18 protein-coding genes and 1 pseudogene are annotated in these 23,010 nt (G+C 66.8%); 4 read left to right on the plus strand and 15 right to left on the minus strand.

Annotated features, from left to right (window positions below):
• Positions 1 to 4: 4 nt before the first annotated feature.
• Entirely contained in the window at positions 5 to 565 is a 561-nt protein-coding gene (locus AB4851_RS28025) for a lipocalin family protein (RefSeq protein ID WP_414449676.1), read from the minus strand.
• Between the two features lie 280 nt (positions 566 to 845).
• On the opposite strand from AB4851_RS28025, the gene AB4851_RS28030 reads away from it, so the two are divergent.
• Positions 846 to 1,022 carry a DUF1328 family protein gene (locus AB4851_RS28030; protein WP_414444813.1) on the plus strand — a complete coding sequence of 59 codons (177 nt, stop codon included), beginning with the start codon at positions 846 to 848 and terminating at the stop codon, positions 1,020 to 1,022.
• Between the two features lie 184 nt (positions 1,023 to 1,206).
• On the opposite strand, the gene AB4851_RS28035 is transcribed toward AB4851_RS28030, so the two are convergent.
• From AB4851_RS28035 to AB4851_RS28070, 8 genes are all read right to left on the minus strand, one after another.
• Positions 1,207 to 2,139, minus strand: coding sequence for a hypothetical protein (locus tag AB4851_RS28035; protein WP_414449677.1), 933 nt, complete (start codon positions 2,137 to 2,139; stop codon positions 1,207 to 1,209).
• Between the two features lie 359 nt (positions 2,140 to 2,498).
• On the minus strand, positions 2,499 to 4,085 hold the full coding sequence (locus tag AB4851_RS28040; RefSeq protein WP_414449678.1) for a methyl-accepting chemotaxis protein: 1,587 nt from the start codon (positions 4,083 to 4,085) through the stop codon (positions 2,499 to 2,501).
• Between the two features lie 104 nt (positions 4,086 to 4,189).
• Positions 4,190 to 5,008: a molybdate ABC transporter permease subunit gene (locus tag AB4851_RS28045; RefSeq protein WP_414449679.1), complete on the minus strand. Its 819-nt coding sequence runs from the start codon at positions 5,006 to 5,008 to the stop codon at positions 4,190 to 4,192.
• 25 nt (positions 5,009 to 5,033) lie between these two features.
• Positions 5,034 to 5,969 carry an extracellular solute-binding protein gene (locus AB4851_RS28050; RefSeq protein ID WP_414449680.1) on the minus strand — a complete coding sequence of 312 codons (936 nt, stop codon included), beginning with the start codon at positions 5,967 to 5,969 and terminating at the stop codon, positions 5,034 to 5,036.
• A 23-nt stretch (positions 5,970 to 5,992) separates the two neighbouring features.
• Positions 5,993 to 7,168 (minus strand): porin, encoded by a 1,176-nt coding sequence (locus AB4851_RS28055; RefSeq protein WP_414449681.1) that lies wholly within the window; start codon positions 7,166 to 7,168, stop codon positions 5,993 to 5,995.
• Between the two features lie 374 nt (positions 7,169 to 7,542).
• On the minus strand, positions 7,543 to 8,490 hold the full coding sequence (catA, locus tag AB4851_RS28060) for a catechol 1,2-dioxygenase (protein WP_414449682.1): 948 nt from the start codon (positions 8,488 to 8,490) through the stop codon (positions 7,543 to 7,545).
• Between the two features lie 64 nt (positions 8,491 to 8,554).
• Positions 8,555 to 8,845: a muconolactone Delta-isomerase gene (gene catC / locus AB4851_RS28065; protein WP_414444787.1), complete on the minus strand. Its 291-nt coding sequence runs from the start codon at positions 8,843 to 8,845 to the stop codon at positions 8,555 to 8,557.
• A 31-nt stretch (positions 8,846 to 8,876) separates the two neighbouring features.
• Positions 8,877 to 10,013: a muconate/chloromuconate family cycloisomerase gene (locus AB4851_RS28070; protein ID WP_414449683.1), complete on the minus strand. Its 1,137-nt coding sequence runs from the start codon at positions 10,011 to 10,013 to the stop codon at positions 8,877 to 8,879.
• A 144-nt stretch (positions 10,014 to 10,157) separates the two neighbouring features.
• Here AB4851_RS28070 and AB4851_RS28075 point away from each other — a divergent pair, with 144 nt between their 5' ends.
• Positions 10,158 to 11,039 (plus strand): LysR substrate-binding domain-containing protein, encoded by an 882-nt coding sequence (locus tag AB4851_RS28075; RefSeq protein ID WP_414449684.1) that lies wholly within the window; start codon positions 10,158 to 10,160, stop codon positions 11,037 to 11,039.
• A 38-nt stretch (positions 11,040 to 11,077) separates the two neighbouring features.
• On the opposite strand, the gene panS is transcribed toward AB4851_RS28075, so the two are convergent.
• Positions 11,078 to 12,004, minus strand: a complete 927-nt coding sequence (gene panS, locus AB4851_RS28080; RefSeq protein ID WP_414449685.1) for a ketopantoate/pantoate/pantothenate transporter PanS — start codon at positions 12,002 to 12,004, stop codon at positions 11,078 to 11,080.
• A gap of 554 nt (positions 12,005 to 12,558) precedes the next feature.
• On the opposite strand from panS, the pseudogene AB4851_RS28085 reads away from it, so the two are divergent.
• Positions 12,559 to 13,614 (plus strand): annotated as a pseudogene (locus AB4851_RS28085) (TolB family protein); the annotation flags it as partial.
• 300 nt (positions 13,615 to 13,914) lie between these two features.
• On the opposite strand, the gene AB4851_RS28090 reads toward AB4851_RS28085, so the two are convergent.
• Genes AB4851_RS28090 through AB4851_RS28110 form a run of 5 tightly spaced genes read right to left on the minus strand, consistent with a single transcriptional unit; the run spans position 13,915 to position 21,727 of the window.
• Positions 13,915 to 15,414 carry a hypothetical protein gene (locus AB4851_RS28090; RefSeq protein WP_414449686.1) on the minus strand — a complete coding sequence of 500 codons (1,500 nt, stop codon included), beginning with the start codon at positions 15,412 to 15,414 and terminating at the stop codon, positions 13,915 to 13,917.
• Positions 15,415 to 15,422: 8 nt separating this feature from the next.
• Entirely contained in the window at positions 15,423 to 15,983 is a 561-nt protein-coding gene (locus tag AB4851_RS28095) for a Biofilm PGA synthesis auxiliary protein PgaD (RefSeq protein WP_414449687.1), read from the minus strand.
• Positions 15,976 to 17,229: a poly-beta-1,6-N-acetyl-D-glucosamine synthase gene (gene pgaC / locus AB4851_RS28100; protein ID WP_414449688.1), complete on the minus strand. Its 1,254-nt coding sequence runs from the start codon at positions 17,227 to 17,229 to the stop codon at positions 15,976 to 15,978. Before pgaC ends, AB4851_RS28095 begins: the two co-directional genes overlap by 8 nt.
• Complete coding sequence (gene pgaB / locus AB4851_RS28105; protein WP_414449689.1) at positions 17,226 to 19,310, minus strand: poly-beta-1,6-N-acetyl-D-glucosamine N-deacetylase PgaB; 2,085 nt, start codon at positions 19,308 to 19,310, stop codon at positions 17,226 to 17,228. Before pgaB ends, pgaC begins: the two co-directional genes overlap by 4 nt.
• A 29-nt stretch (positions 19,311 to 19,339) precedes the next feature.
• Entirely contained in the window at positions 19,340 to 21,727 is a 2,388-nt protein-coding gene (locus AB4851_RS28110; protein ID WP_414449690.1) for a poly-beta-1,6 N-acetyl-D-glucosamine export porin PgaA, read from the minus strand.
• Positions 21,728 to 22,466: 739 nt separating this feature from the next.
• On the opposite strand from AB4851_RS28110, the gene AB4851_RS28115 reads away from it, so the two are divergent.
• On the plus strand, positions 22,467 to 22,985 hold the full coding sequence (locus AB4851_RS28115; protein WP_414449691.1) for a hypothetical protein: 519 nt from the start codon (positions 22,467 to 22,469) through the stop codon (positions 22,983 to 22,985).
• Positions 22,986 to 23,010: the final 25 nt, after the last annotated feature.

Genomic DNA, 23,010 nt, shown 5'->3' on the forward strand with positions numbered 1-23,010 from the left:
GGATTCACTGCGCCGTCATGCGCAGCAGCGAGATGTCGTAGCCCAGCTCCGCCGCACGCGCGACCAGTTGCTGGCGCAACAGCGTCGACGGATTCGCATCGCGTGTCAGCAGCCACAGAAAGCGCCCGGACGGCTCGCCGACGATCGACCAGGTGTAGTCGTCCGCATGATCGAGCACCCAGTAATCGCCGACGTAGAACGGCCCGAAGAACGACACCTTGAGCTTCGCCCCGCCGCTGTCCGGCACCCGCTTCGCACGCCCCTGCACCGAACGCGGTTTGCCGTTCGCGCCGCGGCCGCACGCGTTGATCACCTCGATCAAACCGTCGTCGCGCAGCGCGTAATCAGCCGTAACGCCATCGCAGCCGCGCTCGAAGCGATTCTCGTAACGCGCGAGCTCATGCCAGCGGCCGAGATAGCGATCGAGTTCGACCGGTTTGGCCGGCTGCGGCACCGCCGCGTTGCCGCGCTTGCCGCCGCCGAAGCCGGCGCAGCCGTTCAGCAGCAAGGCCGCGGCCGACACCGCGACGGCCAGCGTGGAGAAGCGCACCAGGGAACGGTTCATCGGGATGTCCTCACGGAATTGATCTGGAATCCTGAAGCAGATTCGATACCAGCACGGCGGGCCGGGGCGCAACGAGATGCGCAGCCGGAAAGCTGGGCATTTTTATAAGAGGGTCGCGCACCGTTTGTAGTATTTACCTCCCGGTGCGTCGCGTGCGTGGCGCGAAGCATGGCGTGTGATGTGTCGCGATACCGCCTGGCGCAAGGCCCGGCGGGCAATCCGGCCGAGTTGGCGCGGCAATTGCATAAAGGGGCCACCACTCTAACGGGAGCACACCATCATGTTGAAATGGGCACTGATTTTTGCCGTCATCGCGATCGTCGCGGGGCTGTTCGGGTTCACGGGCATTGCCGCCGGGTCGGCCGCCATCGCCAAGCTGCTGTTCGGCTTGTTCCTGCTGCTGTGCATCGTGTTCCTGGTGATCGGGGTCGTGGTGGCGAAGCGGGTCGTGAAATAGCGGGCTGCGCGCCTGGATCGCAGGCGTGCGCGCGGCTGCTTAACAGCCGCCGCGCGGCGCCGTTTGAACCGTTGCCGATCTCGGCCAATCATTCGCATTCCTCAAGGGATTCTCTCCTCTCCCTTGCGACAAGCCGGTAATGCCAGGATGCCGCGTGACATTCGCGCGGCATCCTGTTCCGCCTTCAGCCGTCGACGTAATCGATCCCGGTCAACGGCCCGAGATGCGCGATCGACGTGAAGTGATTCTTCTCGGTCGTGTCGATATCGAATTCGAGCACGTTGCCGCCGAGGTCCGTCACGAATGCGCGGCGTCCCGGCTCGTCGAGCGACAGCCCGATGCCTTCTTTCAGCCCGTGCGCCAGCACTTCGTGATTGACCAGCCCGTCGGGCGCGACGTGCGCGCGGTTCAGCGTATTGCCGTCGTGCGCGTCGTCGCCGCGGTCGGTCCAGTACAGCACGTTTTCCTGCCTATCGATGTCGAGATCGATCGGCTCCGGCAGCTTGTCGAGCAGGCACACGACATCGGGGCGGGCCGCCGGCGAGGCGCCGGCCGGCAGGTCGAGGCCGGCGCGGAAGATCCGGCCTTCACCGGCGTCGGGTGCGCCCTTCTGCGTCCAGTACAGATGACCGTTCGGCTTGTCGAGCGCGATGCCCACGCAGTGGCGGGTGGCGTCGGCGGTGTCGGCCGGGAAGTCGCCCGTCTTGACGAGCACCGTGACGTCCGAGCCGTCGAGCCGCGCGCGCATCACGCGCATGCCTTCGCGGTCGCACCAGTAGATCAGGCCGCCTTCGATGTCGAGCGCGAGTTCCTTCGGCGTGCCGGCCAGGCCGGACGCCACCAGCACGCGGTGATCGCTGCCGTCGAGATTCGCGCGCTCGATCGTGCCGTCGTTCGGGGGCACCGCGCCGGCCGCCGGATCGGAATCGATCAGGTGAACGCCGCTGCCCATGTTGGACCAGTAGATGACGCCGTTCTCGGCATCGACCTTGATGCCGTCGGGCGTGAACGTCAGGTTCGTGACGACCGCTTCGTGCGAGCCGTCGGACGACAGCGCGATGATCGCGGGCGGGCGGGTTTGCAGAACGTACAGCGTGCCGTTTCTCTTTGCATCCACGATGACTTCCTCCATTGGGACGGACAGGACTGCCGGGGGCGAATACGTCGGGAACCGCAAGCGGAATGACAGGAATCCGCCGCATTGCAACATGGCATCGAACGCTTTCAAGCAGCGTCGGCCAGCTTCAATGCGGTGAGTTTAGCCGCACCGCAGCAAAGATGCAGTGTGGCGGGCGGGGATGTCATGGAGATGGCGGGGGCGGAAGGGGCGCCACCGAGGCGGCCTTGCTCGGAGCGCGAGGCCGGGCGGCCAGGACGTGGGCATTGCCGGCCCGGGCGGCATCCGCATGCCGTCACCGGGCCAAAAGAGCCGAACCGGGCAGAAGAGAACCAGATCAAACCGGCCCGGCAAGAGCATCAAGCCGCCAACCGCCCATCCTCCACCCGAAACACCGACACCGCCCCATGCAGCGCATGCGCCTGCTCGCGCAGCGCCGCAGCAGCAGCCGATGCCTGCTCGACCAGCGCGGCGTTCTGGATGGTGGCGTCGTCGATATGCGCGATCGCCCGGCCGACCTGCTCGATGCCGTCGTTCTGCACGTCGGAGGCGGCCGCGATCTCGCTCATGATCAGGTTCACGCGGCGCACCGAGCCGAGAATTTCCTCCATCGTCCGCCCGGCGTCCTGCACCTTGGTCGAGCCGAGCCGCACGCGGCTGACGGAATCCTCGATCAGCGCCTTGATTTCCTTCGCGGCGGTGGCCGCGCGCTGCGCGAGCGAACGCACCTCGGTGGCGACCACGGCGAAGCCGCGCCCCTGCGGGCCGGCGCGCGCCGCCTCGACGGCCGCGTTCAGCGCCAGGATGTTGGTCTGGAACGCAATGCCCTCGATCACCGAGATGATGTCGGCGATCCGGGCCGACGCGGTGGAAATGTCGTCCATGGTGCTGACCACGTCGCGCATGCTCTCGCTGCCGCGCGCCGCCACGTCCTCGGCGGTGGTGGCCAGCTCGCTGGCCTGCTTGGCGCTCGCGGAGTTCTGCTTGACGGTGCCGGTCAGTTGCGCCATCGAGGCGGTGGTCTGCTCCAGCGAGGCCGATTGCGATTCGGTGCGCGTCGACAGATCCTCGTTGCCCTGCGCGATCTGCAGGCTCGCACTGAGCACGCCGTCGGCATGCGTGCGCACGTTGCCCACCACGTCGCGCAACGCGCCGCGCATGCGGTCCATGGTGGCCAGGATGCTGTCGGTGTCGCCGGGGCTCACGTTGGCCTGCTGCACCAGCGACCCTTCACGGATCGCATTGGCGAGGTGGCGCACCTCGTCCGGTTCGCCGCCGAGCGCGCGCGTGATGTCGCGGCTGATCAGCCAGGCGATCAGCGCGCCCACCACGATCGCCACGCCGGTCAGCACCAGCATCAGCAACTGGAACGTGCGGCCGACCTGGCGCGCCGATTCGGCCTGCACCTTGTTCAGCGCCTCTTCCATGTCGATGAACGCGTTGATGTCGTTGAGCCACTGCACGAACGCCGGCCCGGCCTGCTTCAGCACGGTGTCCTGCGCGCCGGCCTGGTCGCCGCCGGTGCGCGCCTGCAGCACGGTGGCGATCAGCGGCATCACGCGCGCCTCGTCCTGGCGGATTCGCGCGAACATGGCGCGCTCGTCGTCGGAGGCCTGCTTGCGATCGGCCACCTGCGCCGTCAGCGGCGCGGCGGCCCGTTGATAGTCCTCGTTCAGCGCGGCGATGTGGGCGGCCACCCGCGCCACGTCGTCGGCCGGCACCAGCACCGCGTCGCGCAGCGCGATGGCGCGGTCGTGGACGCTGCCGCGAAACGCGATCGCGTAGGTCTCCTTGACGCTGTTCACGTCGTTGATGGTCGCCAGACTCGCGTTGATCATGTTGACCCGAAAGATCCCGATGACGGTCAACGCCACCAGAATCAACAACACCACGCCGAATCCCGCCGCGACCCGCGTGCCTACCCGTATGTCTTTAAGAAGCAACATCTCCGCCTCACTATTATTTATGTGGGCCCGATAGTCTCACATAATGGAAGATCGCTCGGTACACCCTCACTCAATAAGGACAATAGAAAAAAACTAACGGCGGGTCAGCCGTGCTTCCCCGCGTGCCGCCCGCCGCGAAACAGCGACATCACCAGCACCGGCACCGGCAGCATCACGGCCACCAGAATCCATGTCAGCACATAGACGGACTGGATTCCGCTGTTCTGCAGATTGATATAGAGCTTGACCGGGATGCCCTGCGGGAAATACGAGAACACGGCGACGATGCCGAACTCGCCGACGATCCGCACCCAGGTCACCAGCGCGCCGGTCGTCAGCTCGCGCGCGGCGAGCGGCAGCGTGATGCGCAGGAAGGTGCGCGCGGGCGACGCGCCGAGATCCTGCGACGCCTCCTCCAGCACGCCCGGCACGTTCTCGAACGCGGTGCGCGCCGCGATCACGAAATAGGCGAGGCCGCCGTAGACCTGCGCGACGATGAACGAGCCGGCATTGTTGTTCAGCGATACGCCTAACGCGCCGAGCGCGCGGCCCACCGTGCCATACGGCCCGTAGGCCGACACCAGCAGAATCCCCATCGCCAGCGACGGCATCAGCAGCGAATACAGCACCAGCACGTTGACGCAGGCGCCCAGCCGCGAGCGCGTGCGGGCCAGCCAGATCGCCAGCGGCAGCCCGAGCGCGACGATCGCGAGCATCGCCCAGGTACTGAGCACCGCCGACACGCCCACCGCATGCCAATCGCCGTACGCCGCGCTCAGTTGCCCCCAGCGCGTGTCGTGCATCAGCGACAGCAGCGGCAGCATCAGCAACGCGAGCGCCGGCACGAGCCCGATCCAGGCCATGCCGGCGGTATCACGCAAGGACAGACGCAACGGCAGCCGCGCCGAGAACCAAGCCGGCATCGCTACGCGCCCGACGAGGCGACCGTCACGGATACAGCGCCTCGCCCTTCGGCGCGCCGTAACCGTTCTGGCGGAAGATCGCCTGGCCCGCCGCGCTGTTCAGGAACGCCGCGAAGCCACGCGCCGCCTCGGGGTTCGGCGCGTTCTTCAGCACCGCCGCGTAGAACACCAACGGTTGCGGGCGCAACGTTTTCGATTGGCCCGACGGATCGGTGATCGGGAACGACACGTTGGCGTACCAGTCCTTCGCATACTTCGGATTGCTCAGGTTGATCTCGTCGGGCAGCGCGATATAGGGCAGCCCGGCCGAGATCGTCGCGCTTTCGTAGCCGGACGAGGCATCCACCTGCCCCGCTTCGAGGCGCGTCAGCAAGCCGCCCTCGCCGAACACCTGCTGCGGATTGTCCGTATCGCCCAACACCTGGCGGGCCAGCTCGGGCTGCGCGTAATACTTCGCGGCCAGCATCATCGTGAAGATGATGTTCTGCCCTTGCGGATCGACCCGCGCATCGGTCCGGCCGAACCGCAGGCCGGGCGTCTGCAGCACCTTCCACCACGGCTCGCCGCCGTGACGGCTGGCTTCGAGCTGTTTGGCGAACGCGCTCTTCGGATTGAACGCGATCACCATGCTGGTGCTGGCGACCGGCACCGCCTGGTCGATCAGGTTCGCATCCTTCAGGATCTGCATCGGACCGGGCGTGATCGACACGAACACGTCCGCGACGATCTTCTTCGACGCCAGCAGGCGCGCCATGCCGTAGGCGCCCTCGCCCTGCCCTTCGTACTGCAGATTGGCGGTCTTGGCGAACGCCGGGCCGAGGCCCTTGTCCATCACCACGCCCATCGAGCCGGCGTAGGTCACGCGCAGCGCCGGTTCGGCGTGCGCGACGCCGGCCGCGCCGAGCGCCACGGCGAGCCCGAGCCCGCCGATGAGCCGCCGGGTCGCGGCGCGTCGAGTCATGTGCATTGCGGCGGCGCCCGGCATCAGAACTTGTGGCGCAGGCCGACGCGCACCGCGAGCTGGTTGTTCGCGCCGCCGCCCGAATTGCCGATGAAGCTCGAACTCGAACCGATCTCGGCCTGCACCGGCACCACGCGTCCGCCGATCGTGTTGCTGCCCGAGGCGCGCTGGTAGATGCCGACCAGATACACGTCGGTGCGCTTGGACAGCGCGTAGTCCACCGCGCTGTTGAACTGGTTCCAGTGGCCGGCGAAGCCGCCCGTCAGTTCCTGGAACGTGTAGCCGAGGCCGACGTTCAGCGCGGTCGTGATGCCGTACTTGCCGCCGATTTCGTAGTTGTTCATCGTCGAGGCGCGGCCCGCGATCGGCACGAAGCGCGTGTGGGTCCAGTTGCCCCACACGGTGCCCGCGCCGATCAGGTAGCGCGCGCCGATGCCCAGCGTTTCGAGCTCGTGCAGGCCGCCCGTATTGACGTTTGCGGCGGTCACGCTGAACGCCGGCGTCGCGCCGTTCGGGAAGCGGATGGCGGTGTACGCGGCGCCCGCGGCGAACGGCCCCTGCGCGTAGTTCAGGCCGAAGCTGTAGGTGCTCGACGAGCCTTGCGTGGTGGTGGTGCCGGCGGTGGTGGTGGGCTGGCCGGCGAACGCGCCGGCCTGATTCGAAAAACCGTACAACGCGCCGAACGTGAAGCCCGCGAAGTTCGCGCTGTTGAACTTGACCGAGTTGTTGATCCGGCTCGACGTCAGTTGGTCGAGATCGTTGATATGGAACGCGTAATTGCCCGCGACCGTCTGGTTGCCCATCGTGTAGTTGCCGCCGATGTACTCGGTCGACAGCGAGTATTGACGGCCGAACGACAGCGAACCGACGTTCTCCTTCGACAGGCCGACCGACGCCTGGCGGCCGAACAGCGCGCCACCCTGGCCGAGCGTGCCGTCGCCCGAGCTGAAGCCGCTTTCGAGCACGAAGATCGCCTTGAGGCCCGAGCCGAGATCCTCGCTGCCGCGAATGCCCCAGCGGCTGCCCTGCGCCACGCCGTCGCCGAACTTGACCAGGCTCTTGCTGGTGCCGGTGGCCGTGGCGGCGTGGTTCACGTACGTGACGCCGGAATCGATGATGCCGTACAGCGTCACGCTGCTTTGCGCATGCGCGGTCACGCCGACGCATCCGAGCAGGACGGTCGCGGTCGTCTTCTTCATGTCTTGATCCTTTCTGATTATCGTGTGGGGCAGTTCGCCGCGTGAGGCCCGATCGACGTGGTCTTCGTCGCGGGCAGCACAGGTCGTCGCTCGTGCGGGAGCGATCCATCGCGCGTGAAAATGTGGTGGCGCGTTATGGCTGGCGAAATATAGCGATCCGTTATCGACGCGTAAAGACGCCGTGACCGCCAACGTCGATCAAACGCAACGCTTTCCGAATACAGTTCGCGGCGTGCCCGGGAAACACAGTTGCAAGACGTTGCGCGCACATCGAAATGGGATCGGAGCGCCCCATGCGAAACGGGGGCCATGCCTGCCGGCATGGCCCCCGCTTGATCCTGCTTGGTCCTGCTTATTCCCGCTCGAAGCTTTCGTTATGCCGTCGCGGACACCCGCGGGCGGCTGACGATCTGGTTGTCGCCATTTTGCGGCAGCGCGGTCAGCACGATGTCGAACTCGATCGACCGATAGGCGTCGGCCTTCAGGCCAAGCGCCAGGCCGCCCGTCTTCTCGACGATGTGCGGGATCAGTTCCTCGCGTGTGGCATACGCGAAGTCATCCCAGATCAGCGGATCGCCCTCGATGTTGAACTGCGTGGTCAGCTTGCGGAAGCGCTCGCTCGTCACGAAGAAGTGGACGTGCGCGGGGCGGTTGCCGTGGCGGCCCAGCGCGTCCAGCAGTTGCTGCGTCGCGCCCTGCGGCGGGCAGCCGTAGCCGACCGGCATCAGCGTGTGGAATGCGTACTTGCCGTCGGCGCCGGTGCGTACCGCGCCGCGCAGGTTGAATTCGCTCTGCGCGGTGGTCGGATCGAAATGCGAATAGAAACCATGCGAATTCGCATGCCAGCATTCGACGATCGCACCGGCCACCGGCTTGCCGTCCGTGCCGGTCACGGTGCCGTGGATCACGAGCGGGCCGGCGTGGTCGTCGGCGTCGAGATCGATCCGGCTCATGCCGTCGCGCACCGGCGCACCGGCCACGTACAGCGGCCCCTCGATGGTGCGCGGCGTGCCGCCCGTCAGGCCGGCCTGCTCGTCCTCGGCGTCCATGCGAATGTCGAGATATTTTTCGAGGCCGAGGCCGGCCGCCAGCAGCGCCGCCTCGCCGTCCTGCCCGAGCTTGTTCAGATAGGCGATGCCGGCCCAGACTTCGTCGGCCGTGATGTCCAGCTCGTCGATCGCCTTGAACAGGTCGCCGAGCAGCCGATGGATGATGTGCTGCGTGCGCGCGTTGCCGTGGCCCGTGCCCTTGCCGCCCTCGAGGTTCGAGGCGGCCTTCAGCAGGTCCTGCGCTTGCGGGGTGTGAAAAACTTGAGGGTTCATGATCGTCTCTCTGTTGTGATATTGAGGGGCTCGGGCCAGGCGGTCGTACGACGTTTGGCGCGCGTCAGGCGTCGTTCTCGCGCACCGACGACGGGTGGCGGCACAGCGGCGTCACCGAGATCGTCATGTAGGGAAACAGCGGCAGGCCCATCAGGATCTCGTGCAGTTCGGCGTTGCTCTCCACGTCGAACACGCTGACGTTGGCGTACTCGCCCACCAGGCGCCAGATATGCCGCCACTTGCCGCTGCGCTGCAGCTCCTGCGAATACGCCATCTCGCGCAGCTTGATCGCGTTGAATTGCTCGGCCGGCATGTCGGCCGGCGGTTTGACATCCATGCGTACGTGGAAAAGCATCGTCTCGTTCCTGTGGGAGTGTGCGGGGGATTCAGCGCGTGACCTTGATCAGCCCGTCGCGCGTGAAGCGCTTGAGCTTGGCTGCGTCGAGTTCGATGCCGAGGCCGGGGCCGCTCGGCACGGTCAGTTCGAAATCGCTGTAGTCGAGCGGCGTGGTGAGGATCTCCTCGCTGATCAGCAGCGGGCCGAACAGTTCGGTGCCCCATTGCAGGTTCGCGAAGCTTGCGAACAGATGCGCCGAGGCCACCGTGCTGAACGCGCCTTCGAGCATGGTGCCGCCGTACAGCTCGATGCCGGCCGCGTCGGCCACCGCCGCCACGCGCTGCGCCGCGAACAGGCCGCCGCTCTGCTCGATCTTGATCGCGAACACATCCGCGCCGCCCTGCCGGGCGATCTCGAACGCGCTCTCGGGGCCTTGCAAAATTTCGTCGGCCATCAGCGCCACCGGGAAGCGGCGCATCAGCCGCGCCAGCGCGGCGGGCGACGCCACCGGCTGCTCCACCAGTTCGCAACCGGCCTCGGCCAGCGCGGGAATCGCGCGCACCGCCTTTGTCTCGCTCCAGGCCATGTTCACATCGACGCGCACCGAGCCGCGCTCGCCGAGCGCCTGCTTGATCGCGGCCACGTGGCGGATGTCCGCTTCAAGCGCCTTCGCGCCGATCTTCAGCTTGAAGATGCGATGCCGGCGCTCGGCCAGCATCCGCTCGGCCTCGTCGATGTCACGTGCGGTGTCGCCCGAGGCCAGCGTCCACGCCACCGGCACGCGCTCGCGCCGACGCCCGCCGAGCAATTCGCTGACGGGCACGCCGAGCCGCTTGCCATGCGCGTCGAGCAGCGCCGTTTCCAGCGCGCTCTTGGTGAAATGATTGAGCTTGACGAGCTTGCCGAGGTAGGCCATCAGCGCCTGGATGCGCGTGGCGTCGCGGCCGATCATGGCCGGCGCGAAATAGGCGTCGATCGCCAGTTTCATCGTCTCGGGGCTTTCCGGCCCGTAGGCCATGCCGGCGATGGTGGTGCCCTCGCCGATGCCCACCACGCCGTCGCTGCAGATCACCTTCACCAGCATCAGGGTCTGCCCGTACATGGTGGCCACCGACAGCTTGTGCGGCCGGATGGTGGGCAGATCGACAAGGGAAGTTTCGACGCGTTCGACGGTCACGGAAGTCATGGCGGATCAGGCTGGGAAAAGGACAGTGAACGATTTATACGGCGCGGCGCGGCGCAGCGTCCAACACCTTTTTTATCCCGCTCGATACCTTTAAGATATGGAACCGCCTTTTCCCGCACCGGGCCGCGAGGCTCGCACACCGGCATGGATCTCCGTCAACTCCGTTATTTCGTCGCGGTCGCGCGCGAGCGCAACTTCACGCGCGCCGCCGCGCAACTCCATATCGCGCAGCCGCCATTGAGCCGGCAGATGCAGTTGCTGGAAGAGGAACTCGGCGTGCCGCTGCTGATCCGCAACAGCCGGCCGGTGCAATTGACCGACGCGGGGCGGCTGTTCTACGAGCAGGCAATCCAGTTGCTCGGGCGCGCCGAGCAGATGCAGGCCGCCACGCGGCGCGTGGGGCTGCACCAGCGCAGCGTGCTGTCGATCGGGTTCGTGGCGTCGACGCTGTACGGGGGGCTGCCGCAGGTGCTGCAGAAGCTGCGCGCGCGTGCGCCGGAACTCGATATCCAGATGGTGGAATTGATGTCGATCGAGCAGATCGAGGCGCTGAAGGCCGGCCGCATCGACATCGGCTTCGGGCGCGTGCCGCACAGCGACCCGAGCGTGGCGGGCGCCGTGGTGCTGGAGGAACGGCTGGCGGTGGCGCTGCCGCGCGCCTCGCCGATGGCGGGCAGCACGCAGCCGATGCCGATCGGGGAGCTTGCCGGGCAGCGGCTGATCGTCTACCCGAAGGAACCGCGGCCCGGCTTCGCGGATCAGGTGCTCAGCGCCATGCACGGGCATGGCGTGGCCTTGAACGAGGTGCTCGAAGTGCGCGAGATCCAGACCGCGCTCGGGCTGGTGGCGGCCGAGTTCGGGGTGTGCGTGATTCCGCAATCGGCCTGCCAGATGCGCCACGACGTGCATTACCGCCTGATCGACGACGAACGCGTCACCTCGCCGGTCATTCTCAATCACCGCCTGAACGACAACTCGCGCTACATCGAACTGGTCAAGCAGCTAATCGCGGACGTCTATCGTTAGCCCGCCCGCGCCGGCCCAGGCGGATCAGCCCCGCGCGCTCAGTCGCGCGTCGAGCCCTTGGCCGGCCGCCCCGCCCAATACCCGGCCAGCAGCGAACCCGACAGGTTGTGCCATACCGAGAACAGCGCGCCCGGCAGCGCGGCGATCGGCGTGAAATACAGCTTGCCGAGCGTGGCGGCGAGGCCCGAGTTCTGCATGCCGACCTCGATCGCGAGCGTGCGGCACACGGCTTCGTCGAAGCCGAGCAGGCGCCCGCCCCAGTAGCCGCCGAGCAGGCCGATGGCGTTGTGCAGCACCACCCCCACCATCACGATCATGCCGACCGACGCGATGCTGTTGCGCGTGCCGGCCACTACCGCCGAGATGATCAGCAGGATCGCGACCATCGACACGATCGGCAGGTACGGCTCGATCGCGTTCACCGCGCGGCGGAACAGGTGGTTGACGATCAGGCCCACCACGATCGGCAGCGCGACGATCTGCAGGATGCTCATCAGCATGCCGTGCACGTCCACCACGATCGACGCGTCCACGTACAGGCGCGTGAGCAGGGGCGTGGCGAACACGCCCACCAGCGTCGACAGCGCGCTGATGGTGACCGACAGCGCCACGTCGCCGCGCGCCAGATAGATCATCACGTTCGACGCGGTGCCGCTCGCCACGCTGCCCACCAGCACCATGCCGGCGGTCAGGTCGGGCGGCATGCGCAGGATCTTGGCGAGCGCCCAGGCGGCCAGCGGCATCACGAGGTAATGCAGCACGATGCCGGCGATCACCGGCGCGGGGCGCGTGAACACGCGGCGGAAATCGGCGATCGAGAGCGTGACGCCCATCGACAGCATGATCAGCGTGAGCAGCGTCGTGACGTGCGGCGCGACCGGCGTGAAGGTGGCCGGCGTGAAATACGCGGCGAGCGAGATCAGCACCGCCCACAGCGGAAAGAGTCGGGTTACCCGGGCAAGCATGATGAAAATCCTTGGTCGATCTTGTTGGTGTCGAGTGTCGAAAGACGCGCCGGCAGCGGCGTCACGCTGCGCGAACGGTCACGCGGGCCGGCGGCGGGTTCGCCGCCGATCGCCTGGCGCCCGGCTTCGTGAGACGGGCGCACGCCCGGGCGACGGCGCAAAAACCGGCGATTCTACCTTGCACGGGCGAAAGTCCCGGCCATTGGGTTCTTCGGATGCCTGACCGGCGCGCGTCCCATTGGCGGGCGCCGCCGCGCGCAGGTGCGATGGGCACCACGGCCAAGCCAAACCGGAAATTGTTCCCGATCCCGCGTTCCAAAGCCGCGATATACCCGCGATTTCCATCCTTTCTCGCAACATTGACCGCTCGCCCCGGCTTCTAGACTGTGTCCAATGATGTCGTGGGAGAAGGAACACCAAGCCGCCGATGAGCGGCAACGCCACCCTTCCCCGCCCCGAGTTCGTCCCTAGACCAAGACGCACCGGCACCCATCGGCGCGCCGCTCGCGGCGCGCCGATTCGACCGATGCGATATTCATTCGGATATCGAAATCATGAAACTCATCCACCGAGTCGCCGGGGTTGCGACCGGGATGGCCCTCGGCCTCACGGGCCTCGCGGGTGCGTTCGGCAGCAGTCCCGCCGATGCGGCCTGCATCAGCAATCCGCGCGCGCAATCGAACGCCTCGTTTCCCGCTTCGCTGACCGGCAAGCTGGTGTATCACAGCTATGTCGATTACGGAGACGGCACCAGCCAGCTCTACCTGTACGACTTTTCCGCCCACACGCTGACCCGCCTGAGCCAGCCGTCGTGGGGCATCTCCGACCCGATGAACGCGGCATTCAGCCCCGACGGCAAGTGGCTGACGTTCATGGGCATCGCGAACAACGCCTGGAACGTGTTCATGCTGGCGCTCGGCGGCAACGCCGCGCCGATCAACATGACCAACAGCACCGGCGCCACGCGCAACGAGGACCCGAAGTTCAGCGCCGACGGCAAATCGATCGTGTTCAAGCAGAACGGCGACGTGAAGCTGGCCACGCTGTCGTACACCAGCACCGGCCCGGTGTTCACGTCGGTGGCGAGCCTGACCAACGTGCCGGCCGGCTCGGAATATTCGATGCCGTTTCTCGCGCCCGATGCCAGCGCCGTGTATTACGCCAGCGGCACCGGCGCGAAGATGGGCCTGATGAAGCGCATGCTCGGCACCGGCGTGACCAGCACCTACGATCATCCGGCCGGCCTGCAGACCTACTACCCGATCGCGCGCGCGGACGGCACGGTGTTCTACACGCGCTGGAAGAACAAGGGGCAACTCGACCAGATCTACGCGAAGACGCCGGACCCGGCCTCCACGCCCGATCAGTTGGCGCTGAACGATTGCATCAGCAACAACTCCGATCCGGCGCCGGTGAGCGGCACGAACTATTTGTTCTTCTCGTCGACCACGGCCGGCGGCTATCAGCTCTATCTGGGCGACACCGTCACCGGCCGGCGCTGGAGCCTGACGCCGTTCGGCGTCAATGCCGACACCAGCCGCGCCAAGCTCGGGCCGAGCTACTTCGGCGGCAACGCGACGAGTCAGACCTCGCTGATGCTGCGCCGTCGCGTGCATCGGGCGTAAGCCAGACCTGGCTGATGCCGCACCGTCGCGTGCATCGGGCGTAAGCCAGACCTCGCTGATGCCGCGCCGTCGCGTGCATCGGGCGTAAGCCAGACCTCGCTGATGCCGCACCGTCGTCTGTGTCGGGCATAAACCAGACCTCGCTGATGCCGCGCCGTCGTCTGTGTCGGGCGTGAGCCGGGCATCCCTTCAGCGGGCGTTCGCGGCCGCATCCACGAGGCACGCGCCGGAATCCGCTTCCGGCGCGTGCCTCGTTGCTTTTTCCCTGAAGCATTTTGCGCCCCGCTACGGGCCGCATCGATCCGATTCGGCCGGCGGCACGGCCTGGCGCGTATCGAAATCGGCTTCGCGCAAACCCGACGGCGACAGCGACACCATATGCAGCGACGCCGGGCCGTTCGCGATGCCGGTCACGCCCGTGTTGCCCCATGCGAACGGCGCGGGCATCAGCCCGTGCAGCGCGATCGAGTCGCCGGTCAGTGCGAGCGTCATCAGCCGGCCGTCGCGCGTGGGCACGTAGGCGTTCGCGCCATCGACCACGACGCCGGCCTCGCGCACCGACGCCGGCAGACACGCCAGCCGCGCCGTGACCTGCCCCGCCTCGTCGATCAGCATGACGGTGGTGCGGCCGTCGGCCAGCGTGGCCTCCAGCACGAAGCGCCCGACGGCGGGCACCCATTCGGCGGCATAGGTGTAGTACTGCACGCGCAGATCGTCGAGCGAACCGGGCACGCGCACGAACTTGCCGGTGGCCGGGTCGAGCAGCGCGTAGCGCAGGCGTGCGATGGTGTCGCCGGGGATGAATTTCTGCCAGACCAGCAGCGCGCGCGACGGCGAGCCGGCGATCATCGGCCACCATTCTCGGCCGTGCGGCATGACCTCGACGCGCCGCAACAGCGTGCCCGCGCCGTCGTACACCTTCGCGGCCACGCCGTCGCCGGAGCCGAGGTTGTCGATGCCGCCGCCCTGCACCCAGCCTTCCGAATAGAACACCACGAAGCGGCGGCCGACGGCGGCCACGTGGCCCGAATGGCCGCCCGATTCCACCTCGCTCGGGTAAGACACGATCGGCGTGAGGTCGTCGCGATACACGCCGAAGCGCTGGCTCACGTTGCGCGGCGCGTTCCAGCCGTCCTCGAACGTGACGAACAGGCGGCCGTCGGTGTTTTGCGCGACGGACACCGGCTCCTGCGCCTCGGGGCGGCCGATGAACCGATGCACGCCGGCCAGCGCCGCCTGCCCCGGCGCCCATCGGCCGACGTAGACGTCGTGCGGCCAGCTTCCGTCGGGGTTCGCGCCGCGCGGCGGCAACCCGGAGCTGCTGAAGAACACCCAGTGGCTTCCATGACCGGCGCTCACCGTGGCGATGCCGTGCATGAAACGCCGCTCGTCGCCGAAGCCGGGCGCGGGCACCGCCACCACGGCCCCGGCCGGCGCGCGGTGAGCATCGATCGGTTCGGTGGTGGCGGTGGTGGCGGTGGTGGCGGCCACGGCCCCGGTCGGTACACGATGAGCGCCGAGCGGTTCGGCAGCGGCAACGTCAGCAGCCACGGCACTGGCCGGTACACGACGAGCGTCGAGCGGTTCGGCCGTGGCGACGTCAGCAGCCACGGCACTGGCCGGTACACGACGAGCGTCGAGCGGCTCGGCAGCGGCAACGTCGGCGGCCACGGCCGGGCGCGCCAGCGCGCTCAACACGAGCGCCGCGCCGAGGCAGGCGCGCAGCATGCCTACCCCGCGGGCACGCCCGGCCGCACGGCGATACGCGGCGTTCCTGTTTTCCATCACCCGGCTCACTCGCGCGGCGTGCCCATCTTGTACGCGACCCGCGCGCGATAGGCCGGCTCCGCAGAGGCCGGCACCTTCGCGTCGTCGTCATCGCTCGACGCCACGGGGATCGGCTGCGGGCGCAGCGCCGCGATCATGCCGCTCGCATCGTGCGAGGCCACGAACACGCGCGCTTCCGGGTCCCAGTCGCGCGACGCCGTATCGGCAAACAGCGCGGGCTGCGCGACCGTCACGCGCGGCTTGCGCCGCAGCAGGCGCTGCATGCGCGATTTCGACGTGAACGGATGCGCGACGTGCGCGAGGATCATCCAGGTCGTCAACGCCGCGCCCATCGTGCCGATGATCGCCACGTAGGAAATCAGTTCGGGCCACGAAAGATCGCCCTGATCGAACGGCAGCAGATAGCGGTAGGCATACAGCGTGATGACGGCCCACATGGTGCCGACGCAGGCCGGCCGCACCAGGCGGAACCACGCAACCAGCACCACGCCGCGCATGACGCCCCAATCGGCGATGATCTTGCGGGGCGCGCGCAGCGAAAGGTCGATGACGGGCGAATCAGTCATGTTGAATACCTCGGTCGGGGCTGGTCCAGATCGCGCGCTTGCCGCGGCGTCCGAGGACGACCGCGGGCAAGGCCACGACCGTCGTGACCATGTTGATGAGCCAGAAGGCAATCGGATACCAGACGGAATCCATCAGATAGAGCATCAGCTTTTCGTCGTAGCGCCGGTCGATCAGGCAGCCGACGAAGATCTGCAACACGCAGGTCGCCACCAGCAACATGCCGTGCCAGCGCGGGATCAGCGACACCTGCCAGTCGGGCGGCAGCGGGTGGATCGTGTTGATCAGCGCCAGCACCAGCATCAGCGACATCGAATAGGCCCACGCGATGCCGAGCAGGTATTCGATGAAGATCGGCCACATCATCAGTTGCGAGCGGTGCAGCAGGCGCGGCGCATACTTGAGCAGCACCTGCACGCCGCCCTTGGCCCAGCGCAGCCGCTGGCGGTACAGGCCGCGCAGCGTCTCGGGCATCAGGATCCAACTGATCGCGTGCGGTTCGTAGGCCACGCGCCAATCGTTGCATTGCAGCTTCCAGCTGATGTCGATGTCCTCGGTCAGCATGTCCGAGCTCCAGTAGCCGACATCCGCCAGCGCGCTCTTGCGGAACATGGTGCTGACGCCCGACACCGTGAAGATGCGCCCGTACACCTGCTGCGTGCGCTTGATCAGGCCGATGATCGACGAGAACTCGCCCACCTGCATGCGCCCGAGCAGCGAGGTGCGGGTGCGGATGCGCGGGTTGCCCGTCACCGCGCCCACGCTCGGATCGGCGATGAAGTGCTCCAGCATCCAGCTGATCGCATCCTTGTCGAGCAGCGAATCGCCGTCGATGCACATCAGGAACGGCGCGTCGGTCACCACCGTGGCGGTGGTCAGGCCGATCGCCTTGCCCTCGTTCTTGGCGTGATGCACGACCGTCAGGCGCGGGATCTCGGCGGCCAGTTGGTTGAGCACCTCGCCGGTGCGGTCGCGGCTGCCGTCGTTGACGGCGATGATCTCGTAGTTCGGATAGTCGAGCGCCGCCAGATGGCTGAACACGCGGCGCGCGTTGGCCTCCTCGTTGTAGCACGGCACGATCACCGCCACCTTCGGCATCCCGGCTCGCGCGAGCGCTTCCGGCGAGCGCTCGCGGCCCTGTTCGAGCACGAAGAAATGCACGGTCCCGCCGATCATCCACAGGTAGGACATGAAGAACGGGTAGAAGAAGATGAAATCCTGGAGCCGGTTGATGACGAGATGGATCATTTCGCTCCCGGGGCCTTGGCACTGCTGAGCAACGCGTTGATCGAGGTCGGATCGAGCCGCGCGCGCACCGACATCACGTCGCGCAGCGCGAGCGCCTCGGGCTGATCGTGCGCGAAATCGTCGGGGTAGTAGCCGTAGCTGACCATGCCGGCCTCGCGCAGATGCGCCATCTGCTCGGCCAGCCGCTTGCCCGGCACGCGCGCGCCGCTGCGCGAATCGACCGCCTCCAGCATGAACACCGTGCGGCGCGGGCCGTCCGTCACCTGTTTCACGGTGCTGCCGAGCTTGCCGAGCCACGCATCGACCGAGCCGATGCCCTGCCGCGACGGCATCGCCAGCAGGCCGACGAAATCGTAATCGTTGAGGAATGCCGCGTAATCCTGCGCGTAGCGGCCGCCGGCCTGCGGATCGAGCAGCACGTCGGGGAAGATCGCGCGCACCGTCAGCACCTCGCCGCTGTTCTGGCTGTCGAACACGATCTGCTGCAACTCCTGCGTGAACTCGATCAGGTGGCGCGTCTTCAGTTCGCCCCAGCGCCGGGCCAGCGCGGGATCGGCGCGGATCTGCCCGACCTCGCGCGGCAAGCCCCAGCGCACATAGGTATCGCCCGCGTGGCGGCCGGCATCCTCGGTGTCGCCGAGCATCGCGTCCTCGCCGAACAGCACGCCCGAAAACGCCGCATAGCGGCCCAGATCCTCATACATCTCGCGCACGAACGCGCGCGCGGCCGGATCGAACGGGCTCAGGCGGCGCACGCCCGATGCGCCGGGGGGCGGGCTGCCGCCGCCGGCCGCGCTCACGAACTCGACGCGCCCGGCCAGCCTGGGCGGCACCGCGAACGACAGCACCGGCAGCCACGCATACACCGACACCCGCGCCCGCGTGCTCAATTGCCAGGCCGCGCGGCTGAACAGATCGGCGCGCACCGGCAGGTGCCGGTTCGGGAAATACACCGCCTCGGCCAGCCCCGAGCGCGACGGGTCGGAAAACGCCTGCAGATACACCGAACTCGGGCGCAGCCGGAAGATCCGCTCGATCAGGTCGCCGAGCTTCTTCTCCTGCCGCTCGGGCGACGGGTCGTATACATCATCGAGCGACACCACCACCGCCCGCTCCACCGGATTGACGCGGCCGCGGTTCTGCCACGGCTCGCGCATCGAGCGCTCCAGGCCGCCCACGTCGATGTCGTAGGTGGCGAGAATCCGGCGCATGCGATCGAGCGGCACGTCGCGCGTGTTCGGGCCGGATTCCAGCGTGAACTGGGTCTGCATGCCGAGTTGGGCCGACACCGTGCGCACCGTCAGGTTCTGCGCGCCGTACGGCCAGACCATCGAGCGGATCGTGAAGCCCGTATGCGCCTTGACCTGGCGAATGCAGCGGCCGAGGTCGGTGCGCACGCGCGTTTCGAACTCCTGATCGGTTTCGTAGCGCTGTTGATCGCGCAGATACAGATGCGAGGTGGCCGCCGGCAGTTCGTTGCCCTGGGGATTGGCGATCGCGCCGTGGTGCAGATCGTGCGTATGGCAGGCCAGTTCCACGAGGCCCGAATCGGCCACGTCCTTCACTTCGTCCCACGACATGAACGTGTCGCGCGGCACCACCAGCGTGTCGGACAGGCGCACGCCGGTATCGGCCGGGGTATCCACCCACGACGTGACGATCGCCATCACCGCCGGGTAGTTGAACTGCTTGAGCAGCGGCAGCACCTTCTCGTGATGGCTGCGGAAGCCGTCGTCGAACGTCAGCAGCACGGCGCGCGCCGGCAGCGGCTTGCCGCCGCTGCGCGCGGCCAGCACCGCGCCGAGGCTGACCGGGTGATAGCCGTTCGCATCGATCCAGGAAAAGATCGAGGTCAGCGTGCCGGTATCCACCGCGTACGGGTCGGTCACGTTGTTGGTGGCGAACTCTTCCTGCAGGTTGTCGCGAATGTCGTGAAAGCACAGCGTGCGGAACGTCAGGCCGTCGGCCGCATCCGCCGGCGGCAGCAGGTCGATCAGGCGCGCCGGGGCGAGCCTCGGAAACAGCGTGCAGCCGGCCAGCGCCCCGATGCAACTGCAAATGAACCGTCGTCTGGATTCCATCGTTATCGTTCTCCGTTCGAGACAGGCGCTCAGAAAGGCACCGTGAGCGAGCCGTAAGCCGTCGCCGACAATTCCCGCGAGCCGTCGTACGCATGACTGAGCAAGCCGAGGCCGTAGGTGAGCGCGACGTTGTGGCTGAAGCTCCAGACGTGCTCGATGCGCGCGCCCAGCTCGGGGCTGGTGCCGAAGCCGCGCTCGTTGTACGCGCCGGCGGTCAGGTAGATGCGCTGCTGCAGGCCCTTCTCGCCGCTGCGCCACAGCGACCACTGATGCATCGCCACCAGCTCGGCCGTGTAGTCGCGCCCCGGGGCGTAGTAATTCGCGTTGGCGATGGTGTTGCTGCCGGTGCCGAGGTTCATCGTCAGGTTGACGAACTGGTTGGCCGCGGTGAACACGCGCTGCGTGCCGCTCAGGGTGATCTCCTGGTTGAAGTTCGAATCGCTGTAGCGCGCGGCGGAATACGTGAGCGAAGCGGAGCGGCGGTCGGTATCGGTGAAGTTGAAGCTGAACTGCGCGGTCTTGCCCCACAGGTGATCGAGATAGGCCTTCCACGGCAGCGCGTTCGAATCGGTGTCCACCGATGCGCTCGCCGACAGGTAATCGTTGAATGCGTAGTTGACCTCACCGTTCGCGCCCATCCGGCCGTCCGCGCCGAGCGAGCGCGTGGCCTCGCCGGTAATCGACAGCCCGCCGTTGCGGTAATCGCCGCCGATGCCGGTGCGCGTGCGGCTGATATTGCCGATATCGGTGTTCGCGTGGCCGTAGTAGGTGTGGCCGAACACGCGCCAGTTGTCGAGGATCGGCGGCGAATACAGCATCGTGTCGATGCTGAACTCGTTGTCGGCCAGCTCCGAATTGCCGTGCTCGCCGTTCACCTCGATCGACAGCACCGGCGCGCGATACGCGGCGTAGTCGCGCTTGAACGCACGCACCGCCCCGCTTTCGGGGAAGGTGGTGCCGAACGTGTCGTCGATCTGGTGCGCGCGGCGGTAATCGCCGAGCGCCAGCGACGCGCGGCCCAGGCCGGCCATCGTCTCCACGTCGTCGGGGTGATCGGTCAGCGTGCCGGCGTAGGTGTCGCGCGCGCGTCGCGTCTGCGAATTGCCGAGCATCGCGTCGGCCTGCGCATCGCGCACCTCGGCGCTGAACGGCACCTGCTCCTCGAGGCGTTGCAGGCCGGCCATGCCGGTTGCGGTCTGGCCCATGTAGATGCGGCTTTGCGCGAGCAGCCGGTAATAGCGCAGGTAGTCGTCGTTGGCCGGGTCCCACTGGTTGATCTTCGCGGCGGACGGCAGCGCGCGCCGCATGTCTTCCAGCACCTGTTGCGCCTGCACGTAATGGTTCTGATCGGTCAGCGCGTAGAACAGGTCCTCGCGCAAGTCGATCAGGCGCGTGTGCGCGCCGTATTGATAGCCGAGCGTGGCCGCATCGGGCGCGGGCGCGGTGAACTGCGCGATGGCGCGGCGGTACGCCCACTCGGCCTTGTCGGGCCGTTGCAGATAGGCATAGGCGTCGCCCACCGCCGCCAGCGCGTCGATCGACACGTCGCTGCCGGGCGGGATCGTCTCGAACACCGCCACCGTATCCTTCATGCGCCCGTGCGCGGCATAGGCCACGGCGCGGTCGCCGGCCAGCGACGCGCGAATCGGCGCGTAGTCGGGCGTGGCAGGCAGGCGCTGGTCGAACGCCTCGGCCTCGCGGATGGCACGATCGAGCGCATCGAAGCGGTCGGCGCTGGTCATCTCGCGCACCTTGGCGCGGCCGCCGCGCACTTCCTGGCGGATGCTCAGTTCCTCGATGCGCGCGAGATCGACCGGCGAGAACACGTCGGGCCGCGCCCGGGCCAGCACGAGCGCACGCACCGCGCCGCCTCCCGTGGCCAGCGTCAGCACCTGCTTGCGCAGGTTCTCGTCGGGCGATGCCGAGGTTTCGGACGATTCGGACAATTTCGCCACGGCTTCCGGCACCGATTGCGAGGGCGGCGGAGGCGGCTCGGGCGTGGGGGCGGGGCTCGGTGCGAGCGTGCTGCCGAACGTGCTGCCGGCCGCGAGCGTCGGGCCGGGCGCACCGTCTTCCGGCATCGGCACGGCGTGGACCACGGGCGGCATGCCGTTGCCGACGGTGCCGAGGTTGGCCGCGGCAGTCGGCGCTTGCGGCTCCGCCTTGCGATGCGGTGGTTCCTGCACCGGCGCGCTGCCCGGCATTGGCCGGCCGGCCGGCACGGGGCTGGCCGGATCGTCCGGCATCTCGACCATGAAAACCACCGGCCCGGAAGGCGGCGCTTCCTGCGCGCACGCTTCCCCACTATCCAACGTCGCATAGGCCGACAACAGCACCATCGGCACGACCGTCGCGGGCGCACAGGCACCCAGCGGCCACCGGCGAGGCGGCACGCGCAAACGCTTGAACTCGATCATCGATACGATTTCCTTTTAAAGCGTTCCGTCGGTAAAACAGGCACGCGATCGGTGAAAATGACCTATTGCCGCCAAACGGCGAATCAGGTCATTCCGTTGAAATTTGACAAAATCTCAACATCTTCACGAATCAAGGAAAATCACGGCAGGCAACAAGGGGCGACCGGCATCGACAATGCTTTTTTGCGGGATTCGATATATCGAGTTTGTCGTCATATAAAGTCAGCCTGGTTTTTATCAGTCCACACCCTTACGCTTTCATCGCGATTGGCGAATCATCCCCGCCGATTCGAACGAATCGCGATAGCCACATAATGGCGAACGCCAAGGGAGCCGGCCGTCGCGCGAGGAGCGCAAAGGCCGGACAGGAAGCGCCGACGCGGCGCGTCATCGACTTCTGGAACGTCGATGGTGAGACGGCTCCACTTTGATAAAAGCGGCCGCCAATAGCGGCAAATCGTCAAACAAGCTTTAAAGATTCCTTTTAAAGCATATTCAAGCGACCATGCCACTACCGATACGAGAAAGCATTCTAATCGGCGGGATTGAAACGATTCCCGAAACGTTTCATCTCGTTACTCCCGTTACAATCAGAATCGATTACTGATTGATGTCGGTTTTATCGGTCATTAATTCTTATTGAAGGTTAAAATTAGAAATATTTACTGAGTCGCCTATGATGTTTGCATTTCATTCTTCTCGTCCGTATCCTGATTGCTCTTTAACGACGGAGAAGCCAATGGCGGCATTCATCACGAGAATTAATTGGGTGCGTGCAAGCCAGTGGTGTCTTGCCACGACATTGGCGGCATCCGTCCTGCCGGCCGGTGCGCAGATCGCCCATCCGGTAGGCGAAGGCGCGCAACCGGCCACGATCACGCCGCCCCCGGCCGTGGCGGCCGCCACCGCGTCGGCAGCGCCTTCTACGCCCGCCCCGACAAGCGCCAAGACACCCCGGCCGATGCTCTATTACGTCTGCGGCAACGCCGACATCGACAAGCAGGTGCATGCGCCCGATCCGCAGCATCCGTTCAACCTCGGCGTGAGCTTCGCCGCCTCCAACACGGCTTCGCCGCCGTCCGACGTGGCCGTCAAGGTACGCCGCCATGGCCGCGTGCTGATGGATTTCATCGCGGCCGGGCCGAATTGCCGGTTCTCGCTGCCCGATGCGGAATACCGCGTCGAGGCCACCTACCAGGGCGCGATGAAGTTCGACATCGTCAAGACCGGCGACCTCGACGCGCGCATCACCTGGTAACGCACCGGCTTCGCGCCGTTCGACC

It is taken from the genome of Burkholderia sp. 22PA0099, assembly GCF_047497165.1.
Taxonomy (GTDB): Bacteria; Pseudomonadota; Gammaproteobacteria; order Burkholderiales; family Burkholderiaceae; genus Burkholderia.